Consider the following 13,593-nt stretch of genomic DNA (forward strand, 5'->3'; position numbering starts at 1 on the left):
CATAATCACCAACTCAACTGCTTCCTTTTAACCCGGTCTCAATACCGTTTAGTTAAACCCCGAATATGCATTAGCCTATCTATTGCGACCTGATCCGCCACGGCGGACAAAATCCGCCGCTTCGCTTTAGTTTGGAGTTGTAACCGTAGCGTTGCTACGCCCACAACTCCAAACTAACTGATTTTATTGCACTTTCAGCTCTATCCTAGCTAAACGACATTAATTGCTACACCTTCGTAATGGCACCTAAAATATCATGTTTGGTAATAATATGAACCTGATGTAAGTCGTCCCGAACCAATACCGCCTTGTCCTTGTCCACCATAGATGACAATACATCCAATGTACTGTCCAGGGCAACAAATTTCATGGACTCCTCCATGACCTCTTCCACACACGCATCTTTCAATTCAGGCTTTTGAATGATCTTGCTCAGTAATTTGGTGTCAGTCAGGCTGCCTATAACCTGGCCATCGTTCATCACTGGAATCTGTGAAACGGACCTCTCATTCATCAAATGAATGGCTGACTTCACCTTCTCTCCCTTGGAAGCCACTACCAGCTCATATGCTCCATTCCTACTGGATATGATGTCCCTAGCAGTCCCAAAGGTATTATCTTCCAAAAACCCGTGATTTTTCATCCAATCATCATTATAGACTTTGCCTAGGTACCGGGTTCCATGATCTGGAAGAATGATCACCATGGTATCATTTTCCTGCAGGTGCTGACGGGCATACTCCAAAGCACCGTGCACTGCCGAGCCGCAAGACCAGCCGACAAAAAGCCCTTCCTCCCTAGAGAGCCTCCTGGTCATCACCGCAGCATCTTTATCGGTAACCTTCACAAAGTGGTCGATCACTGAAAAGTCCACATTGGCAGGAAGAATATCCTCACCAATACCTTCTGTGAGATAAGGATAGATTTCATTTTCATCAAACGCCCCTGTCTCCTTGTACTTTTTGAACACAGAACCATAGGTGTCAATGCCTACGGAAACTATTCCTGCATTTTGTTCTTTCAGGTACTTGGCCGTTCCACTCATCGTCCCTCCAGTCCCCACTCCTGCTGCAAAATGGGTTATCCCCCCTTCAGTATCTTTCCATATTTCTGGACCAGTGGTCTCATAGTGGGCTTTCCAGTTGGAAAGGTTATCGTACTGGTTGGGATAAAATGAATTGGGAATATCATTATTGAGTTTTTTGGCTACAGAATAATAAGAGCGGGGATCATCTGGTGCCACATTGGTAGGACATACGATCACTTCAGCTCCCATCGCTTTGAGTACGTCGATCTTTTCTTTGGATTGTTTATCTGCCATGGTGAAGATACACTTATAGCCTCGTGCAATTCCTACCAATGCCAGCCCCATACCTGTATTGCCACTTGTACCTTCTATGATGGTTCCCCCTGACTTCAAGGCTCCGGATTTTTCAGCATCGTCTATCATTTTTATGGCCATCCTGTCTTTCACGGAATTGCCGGGATTGAAATATTCCACCTTCACATAAACCTTCCCCTTGATGCCTTTGCTGAGCTTATTGAGCTTCACCAAAGGAGTATCGCCAATGGTGTCGATGATCGAATTGTATATCATTTTTTACTAGGATTTTTTCTTTAGGACAATTTACAAATATTTTTCACTTTAGACGATGACAAGGCATTTTCCCAAGGGCAAACGCGTTTAGTTTTTTGAAGGGAAACACTTTTCGTGTAGGCATAGCTATCATCCGTGCCGCTGGCACTCCTTCGGGAGGTTTAGGAGAGCTTAAGTTCCTGCGGATGAATCCGCAGGTTACAAAATTTGTCGTGCCGCTGGCACTTTGCCCCGATTTGTACATTGGAAACCGCAGTAGCCTAGGGTCAAGTCAACGCTTAAACCCGGATTATGTGTTAGGAATCGTAGTGAGAGCTGAAATTGCAAGAAAATCAGTTAGTTTGGAGGCATTAGCGTAGCACCGCTACGCTAATGCCGAAAACTAAAGTGAAACGGCTGATTTTGAAGCAGTTTTGGATCGTACAAGCCATCGCACCTATCTGCTCATGTATATGTGGTTGGCTTGGTTGAGGTTAAACCCTGAATAGGCGTTAGCAACTGAGCATCCTGCCTAATCCGCCTTTGGCGGAGGGTCATATAGAAGGTGCAGGTGACAACAAAAAATGATCACACACAAAAGGGTAAGTTCCGTAGGAACGGCAGATATAAATGCAAATAGGAACATTTTTTTTTTAAATGAGTTTGCCCTGGCATTTTCCCGCACTACTTCCCAGATCAAATCGACAAAAGCGCACCAAAAAAAAGCGACCAGTAAACTGATCGCTTTCTTATACTAGCTATTGTTTTCTATTATATCACTTTACTCCTGCCAGTAGGTACAGCACCGCCATTCGCACGGCAACACCATTCTCCACCTGATTTAAGATGATCGAATGCTCACTGTCCGCTACATCTGAGTTGAGCTCTACTCCTCTATTGATAGGCCCTGGATGCATGATGACGATTTCTTTATTCAGCTGATCGAGGAGCTTTTTATCCACGCCATAGTACAGGGAGTATTCACGTAAGGAGGGAAAATACTTGATCTGCTGCCTTTCCAGCTGGATCCGCAGTACATTGGCCACATCACACCATTCTAAGGCTTTTTTCACATCAAGCTCCACCTTCACACCGAGACTGGAAATGTATTTTGGCAATAAGGTTATTGGCCCGCAGACCATTACTTCCGCTCCTAATTTCTGCAGGCAGAAAATATTGGAAAGTGCCACCCTCGAATGGAGGACATCACCTATGATCGCTACTTTTTTTCCTGCCACATCTCCTAGCCTTTCCCGGATAGAAAAAGCATCCAATAACGCTTGGGTCGGGTGCTCATGGGTGCCATCCCCTGCATTGACAATATTGGCATCGATATTTCGAGAAAGAAAATGCGGTGCTCCCGGACTGCTATGGCGCATCACCACCATGTCCACTTTCATAGAAAGGATATTGTTTACCGTATCCACCAAGGTTTCCCCTTTTTTTACAGAGCTATTGCTGGAGGAAAAGTTGATTACATCTGCTGAAAGGCGTTTCTCTGCCAATTCAAATGACAACCTTGTTCGTGTAGAATTTTCGAAAAACACATTGGCAATAGTAATATCACGCAGCGAGGGCACTTTCTTGATCGGTCGGTTGATAACCTCCTTAAAGTTATCGGCAGTCTCGAAAATCAGTTGGATATCCTGCTCATCCAATTCTTTGATACCCAATAAATGTTTGGTACTTAGCTGTTGCATCCTTAGCTGTTAACTTCTTTTTCGGTTATCCAAATCGCATCCTCCTCAAATCCATTCAATGCCCACTCCACACTGACGTACTGGCTTTCCAAGGTATTGACCTCTCTGCCACAATAATCAGGCTTAATAGGGTAATCACGCGTATATTTCCTGTCAATTAACACCATCAGTTCCACTTTTCTTGGCCTTCCGAAGGCGATCATGGCATCCATGGCCGCCCGGGCAGAACGCCCTTTGAAAAGCACATCATCCACCAACACCACATGCTTGTTCTCAATCAAAAAATCAATCTTTGTCTCATTGGCCTTTAGGGGGATATTCCTCCTTCGAAAATCATCACGATGGAAAGTAGCGTCCAAATAACCTGACGGAACCTTTACCCCACTGATTTCTTCTAACCTTTTTTCCAGACGGTCCAGCACCATCACACCCCGAGGCTGCAAGCCCAAGAGTACGGTATTGTCGAAATCATCGTGATTTTCAATCAGCTGGTAGCAGAACCTGTCCAGGATTATTGATATTTGCTTCTGGTCTAAGACGAGTCTTTTTTGCATAACTGTGATTTGAGCACAAATATAGAAATAAATTGCCAGCCAGAACCCCTTCTGTTAGAGAAATACACTGGCAGAAGCACTTACCGTCCTCCCTGTGACCACCTTCCTCTTACGTGCCCAATGATCACTATCCCGATGCATGCATATCTCGGGATTAATCTTCTTTTTCGGCTTCTTTCTTTAAAGAAGCATCCGCAAGAACCTTGGTCATAAAAAACACTTCACGGGTGGCTTCCCTGCCCTCTTCATCCAAAAAACGAATGCGCTGCTTTCCCGAAAGCAAAAAGTAATTCCCGTACCACCAGCTCAGCGATAGGCTTTCCGCTTGGGTGTCCTTGATGCGCTCACTTCCATTGATGAGTGCCAGTGGCATCTCCTCATTTTGCAGCTCGATTTCACCATCTTGCAAGTAGCTTAGTTTGAGCTTTTCATCCTCTAAATAAAGGTAATAGAGATCCTCGCCATCAAAGCTGACTTCCCCAAATTTCCCAGGACTGGAGGTGGTCACATCCTCCAGCGAAAGGGAATTGTCCCACACGAGCTGCCCCTGTTCATCAAGCAATATAAATTGGGCTGCCATAAATTTGTATTCATTGTTGGCCATCGCATCCGAGCCGGGATAGTACCAAGGATATCCACCGGGCCGAACCCTATTGCGCATGCTCATGGGGGCATAGCGATAAAAATCACTGCTGTACATCATGTCACGTGGTGAAGTCCGCCCAGAGCTGGTCAAATAATAATCATTATACACCAAAAAATAGTTTTCTCCGGCTACTATCCCCCGGGTGACCAAGGTATTAGAAAGGGTCAGGTCCTTCTCCTTTTCTATGTCCCTTTCCAGCTTTTTCTCCCTTTTGGCCTGTTGTTTTTCTGGCAAATAATTATAAAACTGCTTGAAATCAGCCAATGTCAAAAACCTATTTTCATATTCCCCAAACTCATTGATTTTGGAAAAATACACCCCCATATTAGGGTCACGCTTGCGCTGGCCAAAGGGGCCAATCAAGACTTGGCTGTAGTCGTCCATCGGTGTGAGTATCCCTTCTGCGATTTCCAAATCCGGTCGGTTGTTAGGCTCTACTTTTACTTCCCGCAGCTTATTGCCCTCTAGATCAAAGGTCATAACTGCCAGACTTCGTTTCTTGTACCGATCTCGCTTGCTTACCAAAACGTCAAACACCTTCAGCTCGGGATCTTTCCGCAACTGTAAAATACTCACCTCATTGGCATATACCCCTTGCACGGTAATTACACTTCCATTTTCAGTATCCAGTAGCTGAATGGCTGGGCGATAGTCCATCATGCCCATAAGGATGGCTTTTTTTTCCATGATCAAAAATTCCTGCAACTCCATCTCCAGAATATTGTCCAGTGCCACCTCCCTGACCTGATGGGTAGCAAGATCCACTTCGTAGACGACCTTCTCACTGGAATAACTCTCGCCTTTTTGAAAAAGAGTGTATAGATAATCATCATCCAGGTCAAACCCAATCAAGTCAAAATAATCCTTTATCGGCACTTCATACACGCCGGATCCCTGAAGCCGCATATTGGTAAAGAAGTACTGCAACCGCTGCTCAAGACTGAAGCCTTTTCGGGCTTTCACCCTAAACCCAATAGTTCCTTCCTGGGTGGGCAACACGATATAATCACGATCGCTCCACTCAGTAGGCACCTCTGCCCGCTGGACAAATTGCACTTGGGCCATAGCGTACACCGGCAGGGCTGCCAGCAGAAAAAACAACAGTAGATTTTTATGCATTGGTAACTTCATCTTTCTAACTTGATTGTACCATAAGATAAGGCTTAGTATTTTATTTTAAAACAATAATTACGGACATTTGTCCCTGATACCAACCCAAACCGACAAAAGCTTTGGATAATAAAAACATTACCAAAATCCTCAAACTCACCTCTCAGCTGATGGAGCTGCATGAGGAGAACGCCTTCAAAATCCGAAGTTACACCTCTGCCATCTACTCCATCGACCAGGGCAGCGTCAGCCTGGAAGACCTGGACAAAGAGGCACTGCAAAAAATCAACGGCATTGGCAAAAGCATCGCCGAGGTCATCGTACAGCTACAGGAAACTGGCACCCATGACTACTTGGAACAATTGCTGCGGGATACTCCCAAGGGACTTTTGGAGGTGTTGGATATCAAAGGCCTTGGGCCAAAAAAGATCAAAGTACTCTGGAAGGAGCTTAACATCACTTCTGTCCATGAGCTATTGGAAGCCTGCCAGTCCGGGGAAGTGGCCAAGATCAAGGGGTTTGGCAAAAAAACCCAAGAAAGCATTATCCAGTCCCTGGAATTCATGGCCTCCAACCAAGGCAAATGGCACTATGCAGACGTAGAAGAGCAAGTAGAAACACTCCATAAAGAACTGGTGACACTTTTTGGCGAAGACGCTGTTTCCCTCACCGGTGCATATGCCCGTAATACCGAAATCATCGAACAGGTGGAATGGCTCATCAAAAGTGACGACCGTAAAAACACCCTCCAAAAGCTCTCATCGCTGGATGACCTCCATCAGGACAAAAAATCATCTAGCCCCTTCACTTGGCGAGGAAAAATTGGAGAACGGGACTTAAGCGTAGTCTTCTTTATCACTTCCCCCTCCACTTTTGTGAATGAACAACTGCTTCGAAGCGCTAGCCGCGCCCATTTATTATCGCCAATGGATGATGGCAAGCCACTCGGCAGCTTTTTCAAAACTGGTGATTTTGACAGCCAAGAAGCGGCTTATAAAGAAGCAGGTCTGGCGTATGTCCTTCCTGAATTGCGAGAAGGGCAATTTGAAATCCCACTTGCCAAGGAAAACAAACTACCCATCTTATTGGAAGAAAAAGACCTCAAGGGAATCCTGCACAACCACTCCACCTACAGTGATGGCAAACATACATTAAAGGAAATGGCACAGTATTGCCAAGAGCTAGGCTATGAATACCTGGGAATATCAGATCACAGTAGGACGGCAATGTACGCTGGTGGACTTGATATCGACAAAGTGGCCCAGCAACAGGAAGAAATCAACAGCCTTAACAAGGAGATGGCTCCTTTTAGGATATTCAGTGGTATCGAAAGTGACATCTTGGTGGACGGCAGCTTGGATTACCCAGAAGACATCTTGGCCTCGTTTGACTTCATCGTATCGTCCATCCACAGCAGCCTTAACATGAACCGTAAAAAGGCGACAGCAAGGCTGATAACGGCCATTGAAAATCCCTACACGACAATTCTCGGACATCCTACAGGCCGCTTACTCCTAAGAAGAGAGGGTTACCCCATTGATCACAAAGCCATCATCGATGCCTGTGCCGAAAACAATGTGACCATCGAAATCAATGCCAATCCTTGGCGTTTGGACCTGGACTGGCGCTGGGTGCACTATGCCATAGAAAAAGGAGTCATGCTTTCCATCAATCCCGACGCCCATGAAAAAAACGGCTACTTCCATATGAAATACGGAGTACTGGTGGGTCGAAAAGGCGGTCTCACCAAAGACATGACGCTAAATGCCATGAGCCTAAAAGAGATTGAAGAGCACTTCACCAAGAGAAAAGAAAACCTCAAAAAATAATCAACCCTATGAGCTGGATAGACCAAGATCCCCGCAAATTACTTCAACGTTGTTTCATCATTGGGTTGGTTGGCATATTGCTATGCATCATTCCTCTGGCCAATACCGTATGGACTATCTTTGACCCTCAAAAGCTTAATTTTCTCAATGGATTTGGGCTATTGGCACAATTGATTGCGCTAAGCATTGCCGTCTATGTTTTGCGTATGAGAAAAATCGCTGAAGGCCCTAAAGACAAGGCCAAAAGTATGGTGATCGTATTGGGCGTAGCACTCGTCTTTTTTATGCTGAGATAAGCTGTCTATCGCAATAAAAAGGGAGCTTTCTGAAGCTCCCTTTTGACAAAAAATGACTGATACGACACTATGCTTTTCTCACATTTATAGCATTCAATCCTTTTTTTCCTTCTTTAACATCATAAGCTACTTTGTCATTTTGTACTACTTTTTCTACCAAGCCCGTAGCATGGACAAAGACGTCTGATTGGGATTCGTCGTCAATGATAAAACCGAATCCTTTAGCTTCATTGTAAAATTTCACTTTTCCGGTAAGCATAATAAATCAATTGTTAGTGGTTAAATGAACCAACAAACTATAAAATTTCACCTAAAAAAAAAACAGATTTTTCGTATCTTTTTACTATGAAAAATTTGATTATTTATAGACACGCCAAATCTTCTTGGGAAGATCCTTATTTGGATGATCATCTCCGCCCCCTTGCTGAAAGAGGGCTCCGGGATGCTCCGCGCATGGCACAGCGACTTAAAAAAGGAGGTATTTCACCAGATCATTTCCTGTCCTCTGATGCCGAGAGAGCAAAAGCTACCGCTTACATCACTGCAGAAAACCTCCACTTCCCCAAAAATGAGATCGTCCTCGCTCCTGTCCTTTACCACGCCTCAGCCAACACTATCCTAAAAACCATCCAAAACATCCCAAATCACAAACATACCGCCTTGGTTTTTGGGCACAATCCTGGTTTCAATGAGCTGATCTGGAAGTTGGGTGGGCAAATAGACAACCTCCCCACCTGCGGACAATTTGGTTTTATATTTGACGCGGACAATTGGAAAGAAATAGGTCAAAAAAATGCTAAAGTTTGGTTTGTTGACTACCCTAAAAAACAAAGCTGATCTGTCTTCCTTCTCACCAGATCAACGAGCACTTTGGCAGTTTTAAAACCCGGGAGTTTCTAACCTCATAACGGGCCTTAATGAATAAACAGGGTTAAAACTTCCTCACATCCTGCAAGACCCCATCAAATTCCTCTTCATGGTCCAATAAAAAGACTACCTTTTCCGCTACCGCACTAGGAGATGTCAACTCATGGTTTTCTTTAAAGGACTTGAATTGTTCCACATGGCTGAAGTTTTCCTGCTTCGTAGCGCGGATATCCTCTTGCATGGGCGTATCCACGATCCCAGGAGAAAGGGCAAAATAGCGGATGCCGTACCCTTTCATCTCACTCTCCTGCTGCGCAACTCCGGTCATCCGGTTTAGCGCAGCCTTGGAACTGCTGTACCCTGACCAACCATCCATGTTCTTCTCTGCGGCTCCTGATGAGATATTCACAACCGTTTTCTCCATAGGCTCCATGGCAAACCTTTGGACAAATGCATTCATCAAAATCGCCGGAGCGATGACATTGACCGCGTGAATTTTAGCTATTCCCGCCGGCTCCAAACGGCCAATCGGCGCGATCTCCCCTATCCATCCCGCATTATTGATCAATACTGCTTTTTTATAGTCCCCCTCCGGAAAGAGCTCATCTAGCCTACTGGACAACTCTTCCGCATCGGTAAGGTCAAGCGTAAGGTGCTTAAAATTGCCTGCGCCTTTCATCGGCGACCGGGAAATCCCAACCACCATATTTTCCGCATCCGCCAAGAGCACCTCCAAAAGTGCCTTGCCCAATCCTTTGCTACATCCAGTTAAGATAAATAGATTTGTCATTCCTAAGGGGGATTCTCTACTTAAAGTATATATTGTGATAAGTCCTTGTTTTGGGCCAATGAGCTCAAACGCTCTCCAACCATTTCCTTGGTCACCATGATCTTGGCATTGGCCTCAATGGTGTCGGGAACATCAAACAAGAAGTCATTGAGCAGATGGCTCATTACCGTGTGCAAGCGTCTTGCCCCGATATTCTCCACATCTTCATTGATCTTAAAGGCGATCCGCGCGATTTCTTCGATGGCATCATCGGTATACTCCAGTGATACGTCCTCGGCATCAAAGAGTGCTTGATATTGTTTGGTCAAGGCGTTTTTAGGTTCTCTCAGAATGCGGCTGAAGTCCTCCTGCGTCAGGCTGTCAAGCTCCACCCTTATGGGAAAACGCCCCTGGAGTTCAGGAATCAGGTCGGAAGGCTTGCTGACATGGAAGGCTCCTGCAGCGATAAACAGCACGTGATCTGTATGAACCAGCCCGTACTTGGTATTGACCGCACTCCCCTCTACGATAGGAAGCAAATCTCGCTGGACACCTTCTCTGCTGACATCAGGTCCACTGCTGCTTTTACTGCTCTTGGCCACCTTGTCAATCTCATCAATAAATATGATGCCGTTGTTTTCTGCCAAGTGAATGGCCTCTTCTTTTACCTCATCAAAATCAATCAGCTTGGAAGCTTCCTCCTCCATAAGGATCTTTCTGGCTTCAGCTATGGTCACTTTTCTTTTTTTGGTCTTTTTGGGCATCATCCCGTTCAGCATATCCTGAAGACCGGCCATGCTGGCATCATCCATCATGCCGTTTCCTATCATGCCCACGCCTACAGGATTGGACTGCTTGACATCGATCTCTACCTTTCGCTCCTCCAGTTCGCCATTCCGAAGCTTTTCCCTGAAACGCTCCCTGGTCTTTTCATTGAGCTCCTGCTCGGAGGCTTTTTCCGGGTCAAAATCCCCATTGCTAGAAGTTGTCGTAGTACGACTAGTGCTGAACCCAGGTGACTTCACCGGTGGAATCAGGATATCCAATAATACATCTTCGACATTTTCAGCGGCCCTTTCCTTCACCTCTTCATTTTTGGCTTCTTTGACCAAATTGATGGATTGCTCCACCAAATCCCTGACCATGCTTTCCACATCACGTCCCACATACCCTACTTCTGTGAATTTGGAAGCTTCCACTTTCGTAAAAGGTGCATTGGCCACTTTTGCCAGCCTCCGGGCTATTTCTGTCTTCCCCACACCTGTGGATCCTATCATCAGGATATTATTGGGTACAATATCCTTTTGGAGTTCACTCTTGACCATCATTCTTCTGATTCGGTTTCGCAGGGCTATGGCCACATTTCTTTTGGCATCCCGCTGGCCGATGATATATTTGTCCAGTTCATGGACTATTTGTCTTGGTGTCAAATGATTAATTTCTTTCATATAATATCTTGGTCAGGAAATCAGCTTTTGATTTCGTTCTTTACATATTTTCCAATGGCCATGTTCACTCATAAAACATTCATAGCAAAGTATAGTTCAAACGTTTGGCCATCCGCTTTCATTGTTGGTCGAGAAGCATCTAAAAAATAGATCGGCGGGAAAGTTGACCATATCCCGCCGATTTGTTCATCAAGTTTGTACAGTATTCTTGTTTTCCTCAAAAGTGAATTTCAAAGGATCATTCACTTTTTGGTTGAGCAGCGCTACATCAAGCACTTCGCTCACTGTGTCCACGAAGTGGAAGTTAACACCTTTCACGTAGCGTTCGTGAATTTCTTCGATGTCTTTTTGATTACGCTTACAAAGGATTATATCCTTAATTCCAGCCCTTTTGGCTGCAAGGATTTTTTCCTTGATTCCCCCTACAGGCATTACTTTGCCACGAAGGGTGATCTCACCGGTCATGGCGAGTTTTGACTTCACTTTCTTCTGTGTGTACAACGAGGCTAGCGCCGTAAGCATGGTAATACCTGCTGATGGGCCATCCTTAGGAACTGCTCCTGCGGGGACGTGGATATGCAGGTCATATTGGTCAAAGATCCTATTGTCGATCCCTAATTGATCTGCCTTCGACCTTAGATAGGACATGGCAGTCATCGCTGACTCTTTCATCACGTCTCCTAGCTGCCCAGACAGTGTGAGTTTCCCTTTTCCTTTACTCAATGAGGACTCTACAAAGAGAATTTCTCCACCTACCGATGTCCAAGCCAAGCCAGTAACTACACCAGCTACGCTATTGTCTTGGTATATTTCCTTGTCAAACATCTCTCCACCAAGGATTTTCCTTACCATTACCGGCGTGATCTTTTTCTGGTACTCCTCTTCCATCGCGATGGATTTAGCCACATTCCTGATCACCGTGCCGATCTGCCTTTCTAAACTCCGTACACCTGACTCCCTAGTGTATCCTTCTATGATCTTGACAATGGCTGCTTTATCAAAAGAAATATCCCTCCCTTTCAGCCCATGTTCTTTTCGTTGTTTGGGGATCAGGTGCTTCTTGGCTATTTCCACTTTCTCTTCTTGGGTATAGCCGGTCACCTCAATGACTTCCATCCTGTCTCTCAGCGCAGGCTGTATGCTTTCAAGGGAGTTGGCCGTGGCAATAAACAACACTTTGGAAAGATCGTATTCCACTTCAAGGTAATTGTCCACAAATGAACTGTTCTGTTCAGGGTCCAATACTTCCAAGAAAGCCGAAGAAGGATCCCCACGGAAGTCGGCACTCAATTTATCGATCTCATCCAACACGTAAACAGGGTTGGATGTCTGTACCTTCTTCATGTTCTGGACAATCTTGCCCGGCATGGCTCCTACGTAGGTCTTGCGATGGCCACGGATCTCTGCTTCATCATGCATTCCGCCTAGGGACATCCGGATATATTTCCTTCCCAGGGCTTTTGCTATTGATTTACCCAGCGAGGTCTTCCCTACACCAGGAGGGCCATATAGGCATAAGATCGGTCCTTTTAGATCATTTTTCAGCTTTAGTACAGCTAAATACTCGATAATCCTTTCTTTGACTTTATCCAGTCCATGGTGATCTTTATCCAAAATTTCCTTGGCCCGTTTCAGGTCAAAATTATCATTGGTAAACTCATTCCACGGCAAATCCACCATCAGCTCCGCATAGTTTAGCGCTATCGGATACTCTGCTGCAGAAGGATTGACACGAAGGATCTTGTCCAGCTCTTTTTCAAAGTGCTTGCCCACCTCTTCCGGCCAGTTTTTCTTCCGCCCCTTTAAGCGTAGCTCCTCCACTTCCTTTTCGGAGCCCTCTTCACCAAGTTCAGTCTGCAGGACTTTCATCTGTTGACGCAGGAAATAATCCCGTTGCTGCTGGTCAATGTCCGTATGGACCTTCTTGTGAATCTCACTCTTCAGCTCCAGCATTTGGATGTCCTTCATCATAAACTCCAGTAACAATGTCGCCCTGTCCAGGCCATCATTGATTTCCAGTAGCTTTTGCTTAGCTTCCACGGGAGCGTTGATATTGGAAGAAAGAAAGTGGGTCAGAAAGGCCGTATTATCGATATTGTCCAAAGCAACTTGGGCCTCACGGGGAATCTCAGGATTTAGCTGAAGGATCTTGGCAGCAGCCTCTTTCAGGGACTCCTCCAAAGCCGTGATCTGTTTATTGCCCTCAGGAAAGGTCTCATCCAAATAATCCACCTTGGCTTGGAAATAAGGATCTTCGGTAAGGGTCTCCCGGATCTTGAAACGCTTCTTTCCTTGGATGATAATGGTCGTATTGCCATCTGGCAAGACGATCATTTTGATGATCTTGGCAATGGTCCCTACATGGTAGATATCTTCCCAGCCTGGATCATCGTTGTTCGGATTGGTCTGTGCGCAGACTCCGATCATCTTATCCCCTTTATGGGCTTTCTTGACCAATTTAATGGATCGCTGCCTTCCTACAGTGATGGGGATCACCACCCCTGGAAACAACACCGTGTTTCGTACAGAAAGGATGGGAATATCTTCAGCATAATTTTCAAGGTGTGATTGCTCATCCTCCTCATCATCTGTGATCAGCTGGATCATGTCTCCTTCTCCCGCAAAGTCTCCTACGATCAGAGATTGATATAAGGAACTGTCATTTTTCTTCATATATACAGAATGACTGTTAATTTGTCATAGTTAAATTTACAATAAAAGAACCACCTTCTTACTTTTTAAGGCTTTCCTATTCAACTCAATGGACATGCCAATAAAAAAAAAGGTACAAATTGGCA

11 protein-coding genes are annotated in these 13,593 nt (G+C 45.2%); 3 read left to right on the plus strand and 8 right to left on the minus strand.

From position 1 onward, the window contains the following. Window positions 1–226 precede the first annotated feature (226 nt). The 4 genes from DN752_RS06430 to DN752_RS06450 form a co-directional block, all read right to left on the minus strand. Complete coding sequence (locus DN752_RS06430) at window positions 227–1,597, minus strand: cystathionine beta-synthase (protein WP_112783181.1); 1,371 nt, start codon at window positions 1,595–1,597, stop codon at window positions 227–229. Window positions 1,598–2,352: 755 nt separating this feature from the next. Continuing rightward, the gene (locus tag DN752_RS06440; RefSeq protein ID WP_112783183.1) at window positions 2,353–3,276 is read right to left on the minus strand and encodes an aspartate carbamoyltransferase catalytic subunit; all 924 of its coding nucleotides are present in this window, start codon (window positions 3,274–3,276) and stop codon (window positions 2,353–2,355) included. 2 nt (window positions 3,277–3,278) lie between these two features. Beyond that, window positions 3,279–3,830, minus strand: coding sequence for a bifunctional pyr operon transcriptional regulator/uracil phosphoribosyltransferase PyrR (pyrR, locus tag DN752_RS06445; RefSeq protein ID WP_112783184.1), 552 nt, complete (start codon window positions 3,828–3,830; stop codon window positions 3,279–3,281). A gap of 154 nt (window positions 3,831–3,984) precedes the next feature. Continuing rightward, window positions 3,985–5,595: a transcriptional regulator gene (locus DN752_RS06450; protein ID WP_245949477.1), complete on the minus strand. Its 1,611-nt coding sequence runs from the start codon at window positions 5,593–5,595 to the stop codon at window positions 3,985–3,987. 113 nt (window positions 5,596–5,708) lie between these two features. On the opposite strand from DN752_RS06450, the gene DN752_RS06455 reads away from it, so the two are divergent. Both DN752_RS06455 and DN752_RS06460 read left to right on the plus strand, forming a co-directional pair. After that, complete coding sequence (locus DN752_RS06455) at window positions 5,709–7,415, plus strand: helix-hairpin-helix domain-containing protein (RefSeq protein ID WP_112783186.1); 1,707 nt, start codon at window positions 5,709–5,711, stop codon at window positions 7,413–7,415. An 8-nt stretch (window positions 7,416–7,423) separates the two neighbouring features. Beyond that, a complete protein-coding gene (locus tag DN752_RS06460) occupies window positions 7,424–7,711 on the plus strand; it encodes a hypothetical protein (protein ID WP_112783187.1) in 288 nt (95 codons plus the stop codon). Window positions 7,712–7,778: 67 nt separating this feature from the next. Here DN752_RS06460 and DN752_RS06465 read toward each other — a convergent pair whose 3' ends face one another. After that, window positions 7,779–7,970 (minus strand): cold-shock protein, encoded by a 192-nt coding sequence (locus DN752_RS06465; protein ID WP_112783188.1) that lies wholly within the window; start codon window positions 7,968–7,970, stop codon window positions 7,779–7,781. A gap of 86 nt (window positions 7,971–8,056) precedes the next feature. Between DN752_RS06465 and DN752_RS06470 the strand changes: the two genes are divergently transcribed. After that, entirely contained in the window at window positions 8,057–8,548 is a 492-nt protein-coding gene (locus DN752_RS06470; RefSeq protein ID WP_112783189.1) for a SixA phosphatase family protein, read from the plus strand. A gap of 94 nt (window positions 8,549–8,642) precedes the next feature. Here the strand turns inward: DN752_RS06470 and DN752_RS06475 are convergent, their stop codons facing one another. The 3 genes from DN752_RS06475 to lon all read right to left on the minus strand — a co-directional run bounded on the left by DN752_RS06475 (window position 8,643) and on the right by lon (window position 13,468). Next, window positions 8,643–9,368, minus strand: coding sequence for an SDR family NAD(P)-dependent oxidoreductase (locus tag DN752_RS06475; RefSeq protein WP_112783190.1), 726 nt, complete (start codon window positions 9,366–9,368; stop codon window positions 8,643–8,645). 20 nt (window positions 9,369–9,388) lie between these two features. Further along, window positions 9,389–10,795 (minus strand): ATP-dependent protease ATPase subunit HslU, encoded by a 1,407-nt coding sequence (hslU, locus tag DN752_RS06480; RefSeq protein WP_112783191.1) that lies wholly within the window; start codon window positions 10,793–10,795, stop codon window positions 9,389–9,391. Window positions 10,796–10,984: 189 nt separating this feature from the next. Continuing rightward, a complete protein-coding gene (gene lon, locus DN752_RS06485; RefSeq protein ID WP_112783192.1) occupies window positions 10,985–13,468 on the minus strand; it encodes an endopeptidase La in 2,484 nt (827 codons plus the stop codon). Between the last annotated feature and the right edge of the window lie 125 nt (window positions 13,469–13,593).

Origin of the sequence: Echinicola strongylocentroti, from assembly GCF_003260975.1 — a bacterium.
GTDB lineage: Bacteria > Bacteroidota > Bacteroidia > Cytophagales > Cyclobacteriaceae > Echinicola > Echinicola strongylocentroti.

What these genes read in the sequence shown, in the direction of transcription:
- hslU (WP_112783191.1), bottom strand. Translation starts at nt 10,795, where the DNA reads ATGAAAGAAATTAATCATTTGACACCAAGACAAATAGTCCATGAACTG.
- DN752_RS06440 (WP_112783183.1), bottom strand. Translation starts at nt 3,276, where the DNA reads ATGCAACAGCTAAGTACCAAACATTTATTGGGTATCAAAGAATTGGAT.
- lon (WP_112783192.1), bottom strand. Translation starts at nt 13,468, where the DNA reads ATGAAGAAAAATGACAGTTCCTTATATCAATCTCTGATCGTAGGAGAC.
- DN752_RS06460 (WP_112783187.1), top strand. Translation starts at nt 7,424, where the DNA reads ATGAGCTGGATAGACCAAGATCCCCGCAAATTACTTCAACGTTGTTTC.
- DN752_RS06470 (WP_112783189.1), top strand. Translation starts at nt 8,057, where the DNA reads ATGAAAAATTTGATTATTTATAGACACGCCAAATCTTCTTGGGAAGAT.
- pyrR (WP_112783184.1), bottom strand. Translation starts at nt 3,830, where the DNA reads ATGCAAAAAAGACTCGTCTTAGACCAGAAGCAAATATCAATAATCCTG.
- DN752_RS06465 (WP_112783188.1), bottom strand. Translation starts at nt 7,970, where the DNA reads ATGCTTACCGGAAAAGTGAAATTTTACAATGAAGCTAAAGGATTCGGT.
- DN752_RS06430 (WP_112783181.1), bottom strand. Translation starts at nt 1,597, where the DNA reads ATGATATACAATTCGATCATCGACACCATTGGCGATACTCCTTTGGTG.
- DN752_RS06475 (WP_112783190.1), bottom strand. Translation starts at nt 9,368, where the DNA reads ATGACAAATCTATTTATCTTAACTGGATGTAGCAAAGGATTGGGCAAG.
- DN752_RS06450 (WP_245949477.1), bottom strand. Translation starts at nt 5,595, where the DNA reads ATGCATAAAAATCTACTGTTGTTTTTTCTGCTGGCAGCCCTGCCGGTG.